Source organism: Brevundimonas sp. DC300-4 (assembly GCF_049897365.1).
Lineage (GTDB): Bacteria > Pseudomonadota > Alphaproteobacteria > Caulobacterales > Caulobacteraceae > Brevundimonas.
The window spans coordinates 28,426-45,209 of sequence record NZ_JAFCWC010000004.1 but is presented as its reverse complement, the minus strand read 5'-3'; the positions used below and the strand labels follow the sequence as shown (position 1 = coordinate 45,209).

18 protein-coding genes are annotated in these 16,784 nt (G+C 67.9%); 5 read left to right on the top strand and 13 right to left on the bottom strand.

Annotation, left to right across the window (positions count from 1 at the left end; translation table 11 throughout):
- Positions 1-16: 16 nt before the first annotated feature.
- Positions 17-514, top strand: coding sequence for a superoxide dismutase (locus ACP7AZ_RS08085; RefSeq protein ID WP_426037832.1), 498 nt, complete (start codon positions 17-19; stop codon positions 512-514).
- A gap of 70 nt (positions 515-584) precedes the next feature.
- On the opposite strand, the gene ACP7AZ_RS08080 is transcribed toward ACP7AZ_RS08085, so the two are convergent.
- Complete coding sequence (locus tag ACP7AZ_RS08080; RefSeq protein WP_426037830.1) at positions 585-839, bottom strand: GlsB/YeaQ/YmgE family stress response membrane protein; 255 nt, start codon at positions 837-839, stop codon at positions 585-587.
- A 194-nt stretch (positions 840-1,033) separates the two neighbouring features.
- Between ACP7AZ_RS08080 and ACP7AZ_RS08075 the strand changes: the two genes are divergently transcribed.
- Both ACP7AZ_RS08075 and hisN read left to right on the top strand, forming a co-directional pair.
- Entirely contained in the window at positions 1,034-1,420 is a 387-nt protein-coding gene (locus ACP7AZ_RS08075) for a helix-turn-helix domain-containing protein (protein WP_426037828.1), read from the top strand.
- Positions 1,421-1,575: 155 nt separating this feature from the next.
- Positions 1,576-2,361: a histidinol-phosphatase gene (gene hisN / locus ACP7AZ_RS08070; protein ID WP_426037826.1), complete on the top strand. Its 786-nt coding sequence runs from the start codon at positions 1,576-1,578 to the stop codon at positions 2,359-2,361.
- A 19-nt stretch (positions 2,362-2,380) separates the two neighbouring features.
- On the opposite strand, the gene ACP7AZ_RS08065 is transcribed toward hisN, so the two are convergent.
- Positions 2,381-2,995: a DUF1134 domain-containing protein gene (locus ACP7AZ_RS08065; protein ID WP_426037824.1), complete on the bottom strand. Its 615-nt coding sequence runs from the start codon at positions 2,993-2,995 to the stop codon at positions 2,381-2,383.
- A 126-nt stretch (positions 2,996-3,121) separates the two neighbouring features.
- Here ACP7AZ_RS08065 and ACP7AZ_RS08060 point away from each other — a divergent pair, with 126 nt between their 5' ends.
- Complete coding sequence (locus tag ACP7AZ_RS08060) at positions 3,122-3,667, top strand: hypothetical protein (RefSeq protein WP_426037822.1); 546 nt, start codon at positions 3,122-3,124, stop codon at positions 3,665-3,667.
- 25 nt (positions 3,668-3,692) lie between these two features.
- Here ACP7AZ_RS08060 and ACP7AZ_RS08055 read toward each other — a convergent pair whose 3' ends face one another.
- From ACP7AZ_RS08055 to ACP7AZ_RS08015, 9 genes are all read right to left on the bottom strand, one after another.
- Positions 3,693-4,229: a TIGR00645 family protein gene (locus ACP7AZ_RS08055; RefSeq protein WP_426037820.1), complete on the bottom strand. Its 537-nt coding sequence runs from the start codon at positions 4,227-4,229 to the stop codon at positions 3,693-3,695.
- A gap of 55 nt (positions 4,230-4,284) precedes the next feature.
- Entirely contained in the window at positions 4,285-6,729 is a 2,445-nt protein-coding gene (gene pheT, locus ACP7AZ_RS08050; RefSeq protein WP_426037818.1) for a phenylalanine--tRNA ligase subunit beta, read from the bottom strand.
- 39 nt (positions 6,730-6,768) lie between these two features.
- Positions 6,769-7,185, bottom strand: coding sequence for a hypothetical protein (locus tag ACP7AZ_RS08045; protein ID WP_426037816.1), 417 nt, complete (start codon positions 7,183-7,185; stop codon positions 6,769-6,771).
- Entirely contained in the window at positions 7,182-7,592 is a 411-nt protein-coding gene (locus ACP7AZ_RS08040) for a hypothetical protein (RefSeq protein WP_426037814.1), read from the bottom strand. Before ACP7AZ_RS08040 ends, ACP7AZ_RS08045 begins: the two co-directional genes overlap by 4 nt.
- A 4-nt stretch (positions 7,593-7,596) precedes the next feature.
- A complete protein-coding gene (gene pheS, locus ACP7AZ_RS08035) occupies positions 7,597-8,685 on the bottom strand; it encodes a phenylalanine--tRNA ligase subunit alpha (RefSeq protein ID WP_426037812.1) in 1,089 nt (362 codons plus the stop codon).
- A gap of 92 nt (positions 8,686-8,777) precedes the next feature.
- Complete coding sequence (rplT, locus tag ACP7AZ_RS08030; RefSeq protein WP_303696636.1) at positions 8,778-9,131, bottom strand: 50S ribosomal protein L20; 354 nt, start codon at positions 9,129-9,131, stop codon at positions 8,778-8,780.
- 111 nt (positions 9,132-9,242) lie between these two features.
- A complete protein-coding gene (gene rpmI, locus ACP7AZ_RS08025) occupies positions 9,243-9,440 on the bottom strand; it encodes a 50S ribosomal protein L35 (RefSeq protein WP_131250811.1) in 198 nt (65 codons plus the stop codon).
- A 160-nt stretch (positions 9,441-9,600) separates the two neighbouring features.
- Entirely contained in the window at positions 9,601-10,896 is a 1,296-nt protein-coding gene (locus ACP7AZ_RS08020; RefSeq protein WP_426037810.1) for an MFS transporter, read from the bottom strand.
- Between the two features lie 43 nt (positions 10,897-10,939).
- On the bottom strand, positions 10,940-12,904 hold the full coding sequence (locus ACP7AZ_RS08015) for an alpha/beta hydrolase family protein (protein ID WP_426037808.1): 1,965 nt from the start codon (positions 12,902-12,904) through the stop codon (positions 10,940-10,942).
- Positions 12,905-13,112: 208 nt separating this feature from the next.
- Between ACP7AZ_RS08015 and ACP7AZ_RS08010 the strand changes: the two genes are divergently transcribed.
- Entirely contained in the window at positions 13,113-14,717 is a 1,605-nt protein-coding gene (locus tag ACP7AZ_RS08010) for an ATP-binding protein (RefSeq protein ID WP_426037806.1), read from the top strand.
- On the opposite strand, the gene ACP7AZ_RS08005 is transcribed toward ACP7AZ_RS08010, so the two are convergent.
- Positions 14,714-15,508: an alpha/beta hydrolase family protein gene (locus ACP7AZ_RS08005; RefSeq protein ID WP_426037804.1), complete on the bottom strand. Its 795-nt coding sequence runs from the start codon at positions 15,506-15,508 to the stop codon at positions 14,714-14,716. The genes ACP7AZ_RS08010 and ACP7AZ_RS08005 overlap by 4 nt on opposite strands.
- Positions 15,454-16,689, bottom strand: a complete 1,236-nt coding sequence (locus tag ACP7AZ_RS08000; protein WP_426037802.1) for a hypothetical protein — start codon at positions 16,687-16,689, stop codon at positions 15,454-15,456. The genes ACP7AZ_RS08005 and ACP7AZ_RS08000 overlap by 55 nt, the downstream gene beginning before the upstream one ends.
- Positions 16,690-16,784 lie beyond the last annotated feature (95 nt).

Genomic DNA, 16,784 nt, shown 5'->3' with positions numbered 1-16,784 from the left:
ATCAAGCGACAGAAACATGATCCGCAAGACAGTTCTTCTGGCCGGCGTGACCGCTGCTTTCCTGACCGCCGCCCCGGCCCTGGCCCAGGACGCCATGGCTCCGGCCGCGGCGCAGACCGCGCCGACCGCACAGGCCCAGGGCTCGCTCCAGCTGCAACCGGGTTCCAGCGTCACGGGCTCGGACGGCACGGTTCTCGGCACCCTCGAAGGTGTTCAAAGCAATGCCGCCGGCGAGCAGGAACTCACCGTTCGCGGCGCTGACGGCGATCTGCGCGGCGTCCCGCTGGGCGGCCTGACCCAGCAAGGAGCCGATGTCGTGGTCGGCATCAGCTCGGCCGAGTTCAACACGGCTCCGGTGGTCGAAGAGGCTGCTCCGGCCGGCGAGACCAGGACTGTGCCTGCCGCCGGAGATCCGGCCGCAAATCCGAGCCCGACCTCGGCGCCGGCTGAACCCAAGACGACCGACGACACCCGTGAGCCGGACGGCTCGACCCCGCCGACGCCCCAAGCCTAGGGTCTCGTCAGTCCAACGAAAAAGGGGCGGCCCGACGGGCCGCCCCTTCTTTGTTTCCGCTAACGGTGGATCAGCCGCGACGCTTGACCAGACCCAGCAGGAACAGCAGCAGCACGGCGCCGCCGAACGCGACCAGCAGAGTCACCAGGTTGAAGCCGCCGACGGCCAGACCCAGCAGGTTGCCGGCGATGAAGCCGCCGAGCAGGGCGCCGATGACGCCCACGATCAGATTGGTGACGAGGCCGTGATTACGACCCATGACCTTTTCTGCGAGCCAGCCGGCGACGATGCCGATGACGATCCAGCCGATAATTCCGAGACCCATGGTTCCATTCCTTCCAAAGCTTAGGTGGCCTGAATAATGCGCTTCGGCGGCAGAGGTTGCCTGTCCATGATCGCGGGTTCCTCGACCCGCGTTCGCCATCGCTCGCCCGTCACGAGAACACGGCATGGTCGTTGCGGCAGTTCGGGCGAGCCGTGCCGCTTTGGCACAGCCCGCTAGACCAAGGGGACTGGGCAATGGCCACCGATATCGACCTTCACCTGGGGCGCCGCCTGCGCCGTCGTCGTCGCCTGCTGGGGCTGACGCAACAACAGCTAGCCGTCCAGGTCGGCATCCGCTTCCAGCAGATCCAGAAATACGAGTGCGGCGCGAACCGCATCTCGGCAGCGCGCCTGTGGCAGCTGTCCGAGGCGCTGGAGACGCCGATCAGCTATTTCTACGACGGCCTGGCCGAAGCCATGGAACGCAAGGAACAGGCCGGCGCCAACGGCGGAGAGATGTTTTCCCGCAAGGAAACCCTCGACCTGATCCAGGCCTACTACCAGCTGGGCGAGCGTCCGCGCCGCCGTCTGCTGGACCTGGCCAAGTCGCTGCACACAGAAGGCGAAGCTTCGCCTTCCTGATTTGTGAGGGCGCTACCGCTCGGCTCGCCCCCCGGTCCGATCTTCGATCGGCCGGAGGACAGGCTCCGCCTCGCTGCTTGAGCGCGGACTCGCGATTTGGATCGGAGTGTGTCTAGTGATGACGCGGGGGGGCGGCGTCTGTATGCCCTCCGCTCATGACCGAGTTTGAATCCTTCGCCGTCGAACTGGCCGCCGTGGCCGCCAGGGTGACCCTGCCCTTCTTTCGCGGCGACTACGCCGAGGAGAACAAGGCGGGCCCCGGCGCCTTTGATCCGGTCACCCAGGCGGACAAGGAGGCGGAGGCCGCCATCCGGCAACTGATCGCCAGCCGGCATCCCGACCACGGGGTCATCGGCGAGGAGTACGGAGAAGACCGGCCGGACGCGGAACACGTCTGGATCCTGGACCCCATCGACGGGACGCGCGCCTTCATCGCCGGCCTGCCATTGTGGACGACCCTGATTGCACTTTCGGTCGGTGGACGATCCACCGTCGGCGCCATCTCCCAGCCCTACATCGGCGAACTGTTCCTGGGCGGGCCTTCGGGCGCCGTCCTGATGAGCCGGGGCGAGACCCAACCGATCAAGGTCCGGGACTGCGCTAAACTGACCGATGCGGTCATCGCCACCACGGCGCCGGAGATCTTCACAGGGCCGGAACTGGGCGCCTGGACCCAGGTGATGGCGGCGGCCCGCCTGGCCCGCTACGGCTGCGACGCCTATGCCTACGCCATGCTGGCCATGGGCCGGATCGACATGGTGGCCGAGACCGGCCTGAAGCTGTGGGACTGGTCGGCCCTGATCCCGGTGGTCGAGGCGGCCGGGGGCCAAGTCACCGACTGGCGCGGCGGGCCGGTCAACGGCGACGGACGCATCATCGCGGTCGGCGACCCCCGGGTCCGCGAACAGGCCCTGGTGGCGTTCCGAAGGGGCGCTCAGTAGTCCGAACTTGTCTGCGAGATCAGAAGGGCAGCAGGTTGCGCTGGCGGCTGTAGGACATGGTGCCGACATTGGCGCCGAGGCGCAGGCCCACGCCGGTACGGACCGGGGCCAGGACGATGCCGTCGGCGCGCTGATAGTTCACGCCCAGGCCGCCGATCAGATAGGCCGTGCCCTCGATGCCGGGATAGCGGCGATAGATCGCGTCGGGCGCGTAGAGGCCATAGACCAGGGTGAAGACCCGGCTGGCGTTGCCGCCGATGTCCCAGCCGATCGAGGTTCCCTGCCAGAACACGTCCTGCGAGGCGGAGTGGTCCTTCATATGCAGGGCGCCGCGGCCATAGCGCAGGCCGATCACGGCGGCGCCGGCGCCCTCTTCTCCGGCGATATAGGCGGTGGGGGCGTCGCCCTGGTCGCGGAAGATGCGTTCGATGGCGGAGCCCATGGCCTCGGCGGCGATGCCGAGTTCGCGCGAGCCGGCGGCGACCAGCTCGTCAGCCGTATAGGCCTGGGCATTGGCGTCCGAAGCGATCGGATAGTTCGGCTCGGTCGGCTGGCGCGGGCTGGTGGCGCAGGCGCCCAGCGCCGTCACGGAGGCGGCGGCGAAACCGGTCTGGATCAGGTGGCGGCGGTGCATGGCGGTGTCCCGAAAGAGGTGCGGCTCGTCCCCGCGAGCCTGTGACCAGCATCGCCGGGTTTTGCGTCAGCCTTGGGGCGACGAGGTTAACGAGAGGTTGCCGTTCGGGATCGCTATAGTGGGTCGATGGAATTGCCCCTGATCCCCGGCCGCGAATGCGGTCCCTGCGTCGAATGCTGCCGGTTCATTCCGCTGGACCTGCCCGAGCTGTCCAAGCCGACAGGGCGGCTTTGCGCCTATTGCGTCGACGGGGCCGGGTGTTCGGTCCATGCGGTGCGGCCGCAGACCTGTCGCACGTGGTTCTGCGTCTGGCGGGTCGTGGAGCTGTCGGACGACTGGCGGCCGGACCTCAGCGGCATCATCGTACGGCCGGACGGCCTGCTGACCGGCGAGATGACCCTGTATGTCGTGCGGCGGACGGAGTTTCTTCAGTCGGAACTGCTGTTCGACACCGTGGCGCAGTGGTTGTCGGAGGGGTTGAGGCTCGCGATCAGCGTGCCGGGACCGGTGGGGACGCTGCCGGTGCGGGCGGAGGTCACGGACTATCTGCTGCCGGCGGTGGCGGCCAGCGATGACGGGCTGTTCCAACGGCTGGTGCAGGCGTGCCTGGACAGTCTGGACCGGCATGAATTCGAGGCGGACGGGATCGAAGAGCGGTACGCCGTCACCTGATCCCTCTCCCTCCCGGAGAGGGCCCCTAGTGTTTGTCGGTCTTGCCGGTCAGCCAGTCCATCAGGGCCAGAAGCACCCCGGAGGTGACGAAGGTCAGGTGAATGATGACGCCCCACATGGCCTCGACCTGATTGATCTCTCCGCCCTCGGCGAAATGCATGAAGAACTTCAGCAGCTGGATGCCCGAGATCGCCACGATCGAGGCGATCAGCTTCATCTTCAGGCCCGAGAAATCGACGGTGCCCATCCATGGCGGCCGATCCGTCTCACCGTCCAGATCCAGCTTGGAGACGAAGTTCTCGTAGCCCGAGAACATCACGATCAGCAGCAGATTGCCGGCCAATGACAGGTCCACCAGCGACAAGACGGCCAGGATGACGTCGTTGGAGCTCATGCCGGGTCCGCCCGCGAAGGCCTGGGGCAGATAGTAGAAGAGCTCGCGCACGAAGACGACGAGCAGCATCAGAAGCGCTGCCGCCAGACCGACGTAGAAGGGCGCCATCAGCCAGCGCGAGCGGAACAGCAGGCGTTCGAACGCTGTCTCGAGTTTCGGCTTGGGCATGCGGTCCCCCTCAGTCCCGTCCGTTCTGGCCGAAAGGGCGCGAAGGGATCAAGGGCTAGCTTCGAAGCGTCGCACCCAGCTTGCCGGCCGCCGCGACGACCCTGGCCGACAGAGCCTCGATTTCGACGTCGGTCAAGGTGGCCTCGCGGGGCTGGACGACGACTTCGAGCGCCACCGACCTGGAGCCTTCCGGCACGCCTGCTCCGCGATAGACGTCGAACACCCGGACCTCGGCGATCAGGGCCTTGTCAGCGCCCTGGACGGCGCGGACGAGATCGCCCGCGGCCTTGTCGTCCTCGACCACGAAGGCGAAGTCGCGGGTCAGGGGCATGAGGTTGGGCAGGTCGGCGTTGCCGCGGGCCTTGGTCGCGCCGGCTTTCGACCGGGGCTCGGGCACGGCGTCGAGCACGATCTCGAACGCCAGGATCGGGCCGTCGGCGTCGAGCGCCTTCAGCACGCGCGGGTGGACGGCGCCGAACTCGGCGACGACGGTCTTCGGACCCAGCTGAAGCCGGGCGGAGCGGCCCGGATGCCACCAGTCGCGGTTCGATCCTTGCGCCAGTTGCAGCGACGCGGTCGGGGCGCCGACGGCGTCGAGCACGGCCATCAGATCGGCCTTCAGCGCGAACAGGGCGTCGTCGCCCGAGCCGGCCCAGTGACGGGCGGCGCGCGGGCTGATCAGGCCGGCGATGACGGTGCGCTGGTCGTTCGGCTGGTCGCCGAGGTAGATCGGGCCGATCTCGAACAGGGCGACATCGCCGTGTCCGCGCGCGGCGTTGCGGGCGGCGGCCTGGATCAGGTTGGGCAGGGCCGAGGGCCGCATGCAGTCGAGGTCCGAGGCGATCGGATTATCGACGATCAGCCTTTCGTCGCCGCCGCCGAACAGGGCGGCGGTCTCCCGGCTGGTGAAGGACCATGTGACGGCTTCCGAATAGCCGAGCGAGGCCAGGGCGCGGCGGGCGATGCGGACGCGGGCCTGACGCGGGTTGAGCACGCCTTTGGACGGCGCGCCCTGATCCGGCAGGGGCGTGTTGGGCAGGTGCTGGAAGCCATGGATGCGGGCGACCTCCTCGACCAGGTCGGCCTTGCCCTCGACGTCGCGACGCCAGGACGGCGGGGTGACGATCCAGGGCTGGGCGGAACCGGCGGGGGCGGCCTGCACGAGGAAGCCGAGCTGGCCCAGGATGGCGCCGATGCGGTCGTCCTCAAGCTCCATGCCCGAGAGCTGTTTCACATAGGCGGGGTCGAAGGCGAACGGCAGCGGATTGGCCGGATGCTCGCCGGCCAGCACGATCTCCGACGGCTCGCCGCCGCAGAGGTCGAGGATCAGGCGGGTGGCCAGTTCGATGCCGGGCACGACCGAGGCCGGGTCGACGCCGCGCGCGAACCGGTACTGGGCGTCGGAGGAGATGGTCAGGGTCCGGCCGGTCTGGGCCGTCACGATGGGGTCGAACCAGGCGCTTTCGAGGAAGACGTCGGTCGTCTCGTCGGAACAGCCCGTGCTTTCGCCGCCCATGACGCCGCCGAGGCCGATGGGGCGTTCGCCGCCCGCGTCGGCGACGACGCACATGGTCGGGTCGACGGTGTAGGTCTTGCCGTCGAGGGCGATCAGATGCTCGTGCTCACCCCCCTTCTGGCTCGGCGTCGCGGCCGGGATCTGGCCGGCGCGGACGACGATCCCGGAGCCGACCAGCCTGGCCACGTCATAGACATGCAGCGGCCGGGCACGGTCATAGGCGATCAGGTTGGTGACATCGACCAGACGGTTGATCGAGCGCAGGCCGATGGCGGTCAGCCGGGTCTGGAGCCAGGCCGGCGACGGGCCGTTCTGCACGCCCCGGATGACGCGGCCGGCGAAGACCGGGCACATCTCCGGCGCGTCGAGCCGCACCGAGATCGGCGAGGGGAAGGCGCCGCGCACCGTGGCGACGTCATAGTGTTTCAGCGTGCCGACCCCGGCGGCGGCCAGGTCGCGGGCGATTCCGGCCACGCCCAGCCAGTCGGGGCGATTGGGGGTCACCTCGAAGTCGATGACCGGCTCGGCGCCGAACAATTTGGCGACGGGCGTGCCGATGGGGATCTCGGGCGGCAGTTCCTGGATGCCGTCGCTTTCCTCGGACAGGTTCAGTTCGGAGGCCGAGCACAGCATGCCGTTGGACACCACGCCGCGGACCGGCTTCTCGACCAGGGTGACGCCGAGCCCGGGCACCCAGGCGCCGATGGGAGCATAGATGGTGGTGAGGCCTGCCCGCGCGTTCGGAGCGCCGCAGACGATTTCCTTCATGCCGTCGATGGTCTCGACCTGGCAGACCTGGAGCCGGTCCGCGTTCGGGTGCCGGGTCGCCGAGACGATCTTCGCCACCGTGAACGGGGCCAGGGCGGCCGCCGGGTCGGCGACATGCTCGACCTCCAGCCCGGCCATGGTCATGGCCTCGGCGATCACGTGGACCTCGGCGTCGGTTTCCAGATGGTCCTTGAGCCAGGACAGGGTGAATTTCACGGGATCAGGCTTTCCTGGAAGTCGAAGTGAAGGCGGGCGTCAGCCGACGGCCTTGATGGCGAGGATTTCGCTGAGGATCTGTTCGTTGCCAGTGAAGCCCAGGGCGTGGAACTCACAGTTCTGGAAGGTGCAGTTGATCACCGGGATCGCCCCGATGGCCATGTTGCGCACCGGGCGCAGGACCAGGTTGCCGATGTCGCCCTTGGACTCGCCGAAATTCACCGCGTCGAAGGTCGTGCCTGGAAGGATCAGCATGATCGCCGGGCCCTCGATGCGGCAGCCCGTGAAGCTGATGCCCTCGATCATCGAACGGCCGTGGCGAAGGTGGAAGGCGAACAGGTCGTAGAGGGCCATGTCCTCGTTGACGAAGGCGCGCTTGCCGAGGTCATCGGTAATGTTCAACGGGCGACCGAGGCCGGTCATCGGCAGGCCTTGCACGGGATCAATGAAACTCATTGGCCGGACTCCTGAAGGCTGGACAGGCTGGGCACGCCGGCGGCGAACATCTCGCGGAACGCCTCGTGACCGACGAAGCCGACATAGAGGAAGCGGCAGCGCACGAAACGGCAGTCCGCCACGCCGATGGCGCCGGTGACCAGGTCTCCAACCGGCGCCAGCAGCAGGTTCTGCGGGCTCGCGGCCGTGCCCATATGGCAGTCCTCGAAGACCACGTCGCCGGCCGGCAACATGACCGCCGGACCCTCGATCAGGCATTCGGTGAAGGTCTTGCCGCGGATCGCGTCATGACCGGCGTTCAGATGCTCGACCGAGAGGCGCGGCAGCCAGATCGATTCGCCCTCGAACGCGGTGCGGGTCACGTCGGGCGACGGGGCGGCTGCGGTGGACGGGTTGATGTCGGTCATGATGTCAGCTCAGGCCGGAGGCCGGGTTGGGGGCGGCGAAGGCGGAGAAGCCATAGTGGGCCAGCCAGCGGATGTCGGCCTCGAACATCGGCCGCAGGTCGGGCACGCCGTACTTCAGCATGGCCATGCGATCGACGCCCATGCCGAAGGCGAAGCCCTGCCACTCGTCCGGGTCGATGCCGCATGACCGCAGGACGTTGGGATGCACCATCCCGCAGCCGAGGATCTCCAGCCAGTCGTCGCCTTCGTTGAGCACCAGCTTGCCGCCGGAACGGTCGCAGCGGATGTCCATCTCGGCCGAGGGCTCGGTGAAGGGGAAGTGGTGCGGGCGGAAGCGGGCGTCGACGCCGTCCAGTTCGAAGAACCGCGCCACAAAGGTCTCCAGCGTCGTCTTGAGGTGACCCATGTGGATGTCCTTACCGATCACCAGCCCCTCGATCTGGTGGAACATCGGGGTGTGGGTGGCGTCGGAGTCCTTACGGAAGGTGCGGCCGGGCGCGATGATGCGGATCGGCGGCGTCTGCGACATCATCGTCCGCACCTGGACCGGCGAGGTGTGGGTGCGCAGGACCTTGCGCTCGCCCGTCTCCGGGTCGGGCTTCAGGAAGAAGGTGTCGTGCATCTCCCGCGCCGGGTGTTTGGGCGGGAAATTCAGGGCCGTGAAGTTGTGGAAGTCGTCCTCGATGTCCGGGCCTTCGGCGACGGCGAACCCCATCTCGGCGAACAGGGCGATCATCTCGTCCATGACCTGCATGGTCGGATGGACCCCGCCCTTGCGGCGCGGACGGGCCGGCAGGGTCAGGTCAATGTGTTCCGACTTGAGGCGGGCGTCGAGTTCGGCGGCTTCGAGTTCGGCCTTCTTTTCAGCGATGGCGGAGGAGACCCGGTCGCGCAGGCCGTTGATCATCGGCCCCTGTTCGCGGCGCTCGTCGGGGCTCATGGCGCCCATGCCCTTCAGCAGGCCCGAGATGGTCCCGGTCTTGCCGAGAGCCGCGACGCGCACGGCCTCGACCTCGGTGACGGTGGTCGCGGAGCCGATGGCGTTGATCAGTTCAAGTTCGAGAACGGCGAGAGGCGTTGAAGAGTCTGGCATGGTGCGGATCGTCTAGCGGCTGGGGGCGAAAGCAAAAAGCCCCCCGGCGCGAACCGGAGGGCTTTTGATCGTTCCGGCGGACCGGATCAGTCCTACTTCAGGGCTTCGCGCACCTTGGCGGCGATGTCCGAGAAGCCGACGCCGTCCATGGCGATCGCGGCGAGGACCTTGCGGTCCAGCTCGATGCCGGCCTTCGACAGGCCGTGGATGAACTGCGAGTAGGTGAAGCCTTCCTGACGGGCGGCGGCGTTGATGCGCTGGATCCACAGGGCGCGGAAGTTGCGCTTGTTGATGCGGCGGTCGCGGTAGGCGTATTGCCCGGCGCGATCAACGGCGGCCTTGGCCGTGCGGATGGTGTTCTTGCGGCGTCCCGAAAAGCCCTTGGCCTGTTCGAGAACCTTCTTGTGACGGGCGTGCGATACGACGCCCCTTTTTACGCGAGCCATGATGTGTCTTTCTTCGGAAGGGCCCTAACGCTCGCGACGCGGTCGCTTGCTGCTTGAGGGCCCGAATTCAAATTCAATGCGGTGAGATCGGGTCTGATGTGCCGCCTACGCTTACGCGTACGGCATGTAGGACTTGATCTTCTTGGCGTCGGCGTCGGCCATGACCTTGGTGCCGCGGTTCTGGCGGATGTATTTGGAGTTGTGGCTGATCAAGCGGTGACGCTTGCCCGCAACCCCGGACTTCACCTTGCCCGTCGCAGTGAAAGAGAAGCGCTTCTTGGCGCCCGACTTCGTCTTAAGTTTCGGCATTTTCCACTCTCTTTTGGGGCTACCGTCCGGTCGGGCTACTTGAGCCCGAGGGTGGATGGTGGCCGGGATTAGGAACCGCCCAGGCATGCCTGTTAGCCCGGCGGTTCGTTACGCGAAGGCGCGGCTAGTAGGGGAACCGGCGCTCAAAGGCAAGCGGAGTCTACTCCGCGGGGACGCCGGCCGTCGTCGGGCCCCGCCGCAAGGCCCGCCCCGCGTTGATGGCGATGATCGCCGCCGGGACCGTCAGGGCCGCGCCGACCAGGAAGGGCCAGTTGTGGCCGAGGCCCGAAAACAGGGCGCCGGCGACGAGCGGGCCGAAAATGCGGGCGATCGAGCCCGTGGCCATGTTCAGCCCCAGCATGGAGCCCTGACGGTCCGGCGGGGTCGCGCGCGAGATCATGGCCGAGATGTTCGGCATCGCCATCGACATGCCGCAAGCGCCCAGCGCCATGATGATCGGGATGCTCCAGCCCTGGACGACCGGCAGGGTGAAGAGGCCGAAGTCGAGGGTGACGGCCGGGAACCAGGCGACGGGGGCGATAGCCTGCAGCACCAGCGAGCCGCCGAACAGCAACATCCCCGTGGCCAGCACTCGGGTCTCGCCGAACCGTTTGGCCAGCTTGCCCGTGAACAGGCCCTGGTTCAGGGCCGAGACGATGCCGACAATCATGAAGCTGAGACCCACCTCGCGGGGGCCCCAGGCGTAGCGGTCCTCGGCCCACAGGCCGAACACGCTCTCCATCGCCGAGAAGCCGGCCATGTAGATCAGGGTCACAAGCAGGACGCGCGACACGACGGGATCGGCCCGCGCATCATGCAGTCCGGACATGAAGCCGGGACGGGGCACGGCCGGATCAGCCCTGGCGCGGCTCTCCTTCAGGAACACGATCACGCCGACGGCGGCGAGCGCGGCCAGGGCCGAGGCGACGAAGATCGGCAGTTGGTAGCCGATATGCCCCAGCTGCGGCTGGGTCAGGATGCCGCCGAGGCCCGGCCCCACGATAAAGCCCATGCCGAAGGCCGCGCCGATCATCCCCATACGGCCGGCCCGCTCGGCCGGCGGGGTCACGTCGGCCACATAGCCCTGCACCGTAGAGACGTTGCCGGCCCCCAGCCCTGTGAACAGCCGCACCGCCACCGCCAGCCAGATGTTCGGCACGAAGGCGAGGGCCAGATAGCCGACCGCGTTGGACACAAGCGTGATCAAAAGGACGGGCTTCCTTCCGATCCGATCCGACAGCCGGCCCCAGAAGGGCTCGGCGAAGAAATGACCCAGGGAATAGGCCGAGAACATCACCGTGATCTGCCACGGCTCGGCGTTCAGGCTCTGGGCGAAGAAGGGCAGCAGCGGCACCACCAGGCCGAACCCGACCAGGTTGATGAAGACGATCAGGAACAGCATCGCCAGCGCCGGAGCCTTGGCTTTCGGGGCGGGATCGGCGGGCGAAGAGGACATGAGGCGTTACTAGGCGGGCCGTCCCCCGGCGTCGATGCCCCGGTCAGTGGGCGGGGTTGTGGGTTTCGAGGAAACGAACCGTCTCCGTCAGCATCCGTCGCCGGGTGGCGGCGCGCGAGAGCCAGTGATCCTCGCCGGTCAGTTCGACGAACTCGTAGGGTTTGCCGGCCCTTTGCAACGCCTCCGCCAGGAAGCGGCTTTGCTCGATCGGCACCACAGTGTCGTCGCGCCCGTGCAACAGCAGGATCGGGGCGTCCGCGCGGGCCGCCTGGGCGGCGGGGGAGATCGCATCCAGATCGCGGTCGCCGAGCCGGCCCGCTCCCATGAAGCGGTTCCAGTAGCGCACCACCGGAGAGTCGCGCCGACCGCCCTGATCGGCCTCCCACTGCACCATGCGACGCAGGTCCGAGACCCCCGCGACGGACACGGCGCAACGGTAGACTCCGGGGTCGAGCGTGGGGCCGGCCATGGCCGCATAGCCGCCATAGCTGGCGCCGACGATGCAGACGCGGGCCGGATCAACCCAGCCCTGGGCCGCCAGCCAGCGGACGCCGTCGGACAGGTCGGTCTGCATCTTGCGGCCCCATTCGCCATAGCCCGCCTCCAGATGGGCCTTGCCCAGGCCGTCCGAGCCGCGGAAATTGGGCTGCAGCACGGCATAGCCGCGCGACGCCAGGGCCTGGGCCCACCAGTCGAAACCGAGGTTGTCGCGAGCCGCCGGCCCTCCGTGCGGAAGCACCACGAGAGGCAAGCCTGCCGGCTCGGTCACCCCGGGCGGCAGGGTCAGGTATCCCGGGATCTCCATCCCGTCGGCTGCGGGGTAGTGGACCGCCATGATCCTGCCGACCCGGTCGCCCTGGATATCAGGATAGGCTTCCCCGACGATCTCGGCGCTGCGGCGGTCGAGATCGACGAGTTGCCAGGTGCCGGAATCGCCGTCGCCCTGGGTGAAGACGATGATCTGGCGAAGGTCCGCCGACCAGGAGCGCAGCGAGACCTGTTTCCCCGGGAAGGCCGCTTCGACCGAACGCCAGACTCCTTCCGCCGCTGGGTCCGTAAACCGCCGGATCGTCCGGTCGCCCTCGCCCTCGATCGCGGCGCCGATCAGCAGTCGGCTGAGCGGATGGTGGATCAGGCCGGTCACCCGGCCCTCAAACGGCAGGGGCGATATCTCGCCGCTCTGAAGGTTGACGCTGTAATAGCCCTCCGGCCTGCCGTCGATTTCGCCGGCCAGGACGACCTCGTCGGCAGTCTGGCCGAATCCGGCCAGACCCGGCGTGTCGATGCGCGCATCGGCGCGCCAGACGGTGCGCCAGAAACCTCCGAGACGGGCCTGCAGCTCCCATTCGTCGCCGTCGTAACGGACGCGCGCCCGCATTTCCCCGCTCTGGTCGAGCAGATAGCTGCCCGCCTGGGCCTGTTCGTGCACCTCCCGGCCCGCGCCGGTCGTCAGGTCGATCCGATAGAGGCCGAGCCCCCGGTAGCCCGTGCCCGCCACGGTCAGGGTCGGTTCGCCGTCGATGGTACGCACGATCGGTCCGCCGGCGACCTTGCCCAGCGTGCCCTCGGTACGGTTGAGCGTCCCGGTCGGGCCGTAGATGCGGTTCAGCGCCATGACGACGTTGCGGGTCGGAATATCATAGAGCGAGAGGTCGGCGAACTCGGCCCGGCGTATCCCCAGGCTGGCCGCGACCTGGGTGGCGGTGCTGTAGATATAGACGTCGTCCTCGCCGACCCAGCCGATGTCGCGCACCTTCACCTCGCCGGCGCGGACGCCGCCGATCAGCGACATGTCGTTGAGGTCGTTGATGATCAGGCTGCGGTCTTCCCCGGTCGTGGCGACATAGGCCATGCGGTCGCCGCTGGCGGACACCTCGACCAGATCATAGGCCGGAAGGGCGCCGTAGGCCTCGATCGGGGCCGTGTCCTGGGCCTGGGCCGACACGGGAGGGACGAGACACATAAACAGACCGGCGAGACCGCCGCGCCAACGATTGCAGACCGACATCGAACCCCCGCAAGTTGCAGCATCCCAACCCTACGACCGTGCGCCGCCGCCGCAACTTGAAATTCGAGATCCCCGGCGTGCACAGCCACCCCCAATCTTATTCAATCCGCCCACGATCAGATTTCTTTGAAACTGCTGCAAAAAATTCAAGAACGGCAAAGCCTGCATTAAGGCGCGGCCCCTATCAGCGGCTCCGCAAGGAGTGTGCATGGCCCGTATCGGCGATTTCGTGGACGCAGTGGAGCCGGTCTCGCCAGAGACGCCGGGCTCGGTGGTGTTCGACCGGTTCCAGAACGAACCCAATACCCTGGCCATCGCGGTCGTCGATCCGGAGGGCCGACCGCTCGGCCTGATCGAGCGCAACGCCTTCACCCTGAAGATGGCCGCCGAGTTCGGGCGCGCCCTCTATGCCCGCCGGCCCGTGTCCGGCCTGATGGACGCTAATCCCCCCCTGGCCGAGGCCGGAGCCAGCGCCGAGACCTTCTTCCATACCGTCGACGCCGCCGAACTGAACATGCTGTTGCGCGGCTTCATCGTGGTCGAGAACGGTCTCTATGTCGGCGTCGGCGCGGGGGTGCAGATCCTTCAGGCCGGGGCGGCCCTGTACCGGACCAAGGCAGAGGAGATGGGACTGCTGGCCCGGAACCTGGCGGTCGCCGAGGCCGAGGCCCGGGCCTCCAGCCGCGCCAAGTCCGAGTTCCTGGCGGTGATGAGTCACGAGATCCGCACGCCGCTGAACGGAGTTCTGGGCGTGGCCGGCCTCCTCCAGCGCAAGCTGGAGCAGGAAGAACTGCGCCCCTATGTGGAGACCATCCTGGATTCCGGCCAGACGCTGCTGAGGCTGCTGACCGACGCACTGGACATGTCTCGGGCCTCGGCCGGCATCTTGACAGTCGATCCCGCGCCCCTCCGTATCGACGGCGTCGGCGCCGATGTAGAGTCACTGTGGCGGCCGCGCGCGGAGGAAAGGGGGCTGATCCTGACCGTCGGTTGCGACACCGACGGCGCCGACTGGGTCATGGCCGACGCGATGCGGATCAAGCAGTTGCTCAACAACCTGATCGGCAATGCACTGAAATTCACTCAGGTCGGCGAGGTCGTCGTGTCACTCGCCTCGCGCCGGATCGCTGGAGCCATACGGCTCGACGCGATCGTCGACGACAGCGGCCCGGGCGTGCCGGACGATGCGGCCGCGACCATCTTCGAGCCCTTCAACACCGGTCAGGCCGGGCGCGAGGGCGCCGGCGCCGGGCTGGGCCTGGCCATCTGTCGCCAGATCGTCGAGCGGATGGGTGGGACGATCGGCCTGACCCGTTCGCCCCGGGGCGGGGCGCGGTTCCGGTTCTCGCTCGACCTTCCCGACTGCGGGCCCGAGACGCGCGCCGTCGCCGAGGTCGTGGCGGAGCCGACGCCGCACGAGACCCTGCATGTGCTGGTCACAGACGACAACGCCACCAACCGGTTCGTCGCCACCCGCCTGCTGGAGATGTTCGGCTGCACCCACGAGACGGCCGAGAACGGCGCCGAGGCGCTGGAGGCGGCGTCGCTGCGGCCGTTCGACCTGATCCTGATGGACATCAAGATGCCGGTGATGGACGGCGTCACCGCGACCCGGGCCATCCGCCGCCTGCCCGGCGCCGCCGGGCACACGCCGATCCTGGCCCTGACCGCCAACGCCGATCCCCGCGACGAGGCCGACTATGTCGCGGCCGGCATGAACGGCGTCGCCCAGAAGCCCATCCAGCCGGACACCCTGCTGAACGCCATCCGCCTGGCGCTGGGGTCGACTGTCGTCGAGGCGGAAGCGGCCTAATCCGCCGGGTTGTTCGCCTGCAGGAAGTCCACCGTTTCGGTCAGCATGCGCTGGCGGGTGTCGCCGCGCGAAAGCCAGTGGTCCTCGCCTTCAAGCTCGACGAACTCGACCGGCTTGCCGGCGCGGCGCAGAGCGGTGGCCATGATCCGGCTCTGGTCGATGGGGACGACGGAATCGTCGCGACCATGCAGCAGCAGGATCGGCGCACCCGCCTGTTCCGCCAGCTTCACCGGCGAACGCTCGTCCAGCGACCTGTCGCCCAGACGGTCGGCGCCCATGAACCGGTTCCAGTAGCGCACGGTGACGTTCTCGCGCCTCGCGCCGTCCGACGCCTCTTCCTCGACCATGCGGCGCAGATCGGAAATCCCGGCCACGGAGACGGCGCACCGATAGATGTCCTGCTGAACGGTCACGCCCGCGAGCGCCGCATAGCCGCCGTAGCTGGCGCCGACGATACAGACGCGCTGCGGATCGATGAGGTCCTGTTCCGCAAGATAGCGGACGCCGTCTGACAGGTCGGTCTGCATCTTGCGACCCCACTCGCCATAGCCGGCCTCCATAAAGGCATCGCCATAGCCGGTCGAGCCCCGGAAATTGGCCTGAAGCACGGCATAGCCGCGGGACGCCAGGGCCTGGCCCCACCAATCGAACCCGACGATGTCACGAGACGCCGGACCACCATGGGCCAGAACCACCAGCGGCAGGCCGCGCGCATCCTCGCGCCCCGGCGGCAGGGTCAGGAAGCCGTGAATCTGCAGTCCATCGCCAGCGGCATAGGTGATGCTGCGCATCGGGGCGACCTGATCCGGCGTAATCGCGGCATAGGCGCCGCCGGCCGGGGTGACCGGGCCGCATCGAGATCGAGCAGGTGGTAGGAACCGGAATCGTGCGGACCGCTGGTGAAGACCACAGCCTTTCTGAGGTCGTCGCTCCAGCTGACCAGCTCAGGCGAACGGCCTGCGAATGCCCGCGCCCCCGTCTCCCACAGCTGCCGGGCCTGGGGGTCGGCGAAGGCGTAGCGACGGCCGTCGTCGTCCAGCCGTGTCGCCCCCATGAGGCGATGGGTGGCCGGATGGAACACCAGGGCCTGAGGATTGAAATCGAACCGCACGGCGCGCCAGTCGCCGGACGCCAGATTGACGTCGAAGACCTCGGCGTCCTCGCGGCCAGGCTGGCTCAGGTCGGGCCGTTCCGCGGCGAGGATGACACTGTCGCCGCTGAGTCCCAGCCCCATCAGATTGGGCTGATCGATCGGCGCCGTTGTGTCCCAGGTCTTCCGGAAGGAGCCGCCCTGACGCAGATAGAGGCTCCAGGTCTGGGAGCGCGGTTCGTATTCGCTGCGGGCGATCGACTCGCCGTCGGCGCCCAGGATGTAGTCGGTGACGGCGACGCCCATGACCTCGGCCAGCCGGGCGCGGCCCGTCGCCAGATCGATGCTGAAGAGGTCGGTTCGCTCCGGGTTCTCGAACGAGAAGGCGCGGACGAGAACCTGGGATCCCCCGGCTGCGTCGATGACGTCTGGGGTGCTGAACAGGGCCGGGAACAGGCCGCGCGAGTTGGCCAGCATGGCCACGATCCGGTTGGCTCCGGGGTCGTATATCTGGCCGGAGAACAGTTCGGCGTTGAACAGGCCAAGCTGAGGCACGGTCTCGGTCTTGGAGGTGGTGATCAGGACCCGCTCTTCGCCGATCCATTCCAGATCGCGGACCTTGGCCTGGCCGAAATCCACGCCGCCAATCTGGGCACGAGTTTCAAGGTCAAGCAGGACGAGCACACGCTGTTCGCCCGACACGGTGACGAAAGCCAGCCGGCGGCCGGACGGCGACACTTGCACCAGCTCGAGCGACGGCAGGGCGCCATAGGCCGCGAGCGGAGCGGGCGGCGCCTGGGCCGCCACGGGGCTCGGCGCGAAGGCGGTCAGGGCGGCGGCGAGGAAGGCCGCAAGGGCCGCATGGAAAACAGGACGCACCATGATGAGACCACCTACGCAGGAAAGACGGCCATCATCCCACGCCGGGGCGCAATCACAAGTGGTTAAGGCGACACTGCCGACCGAAAGCGCGAACC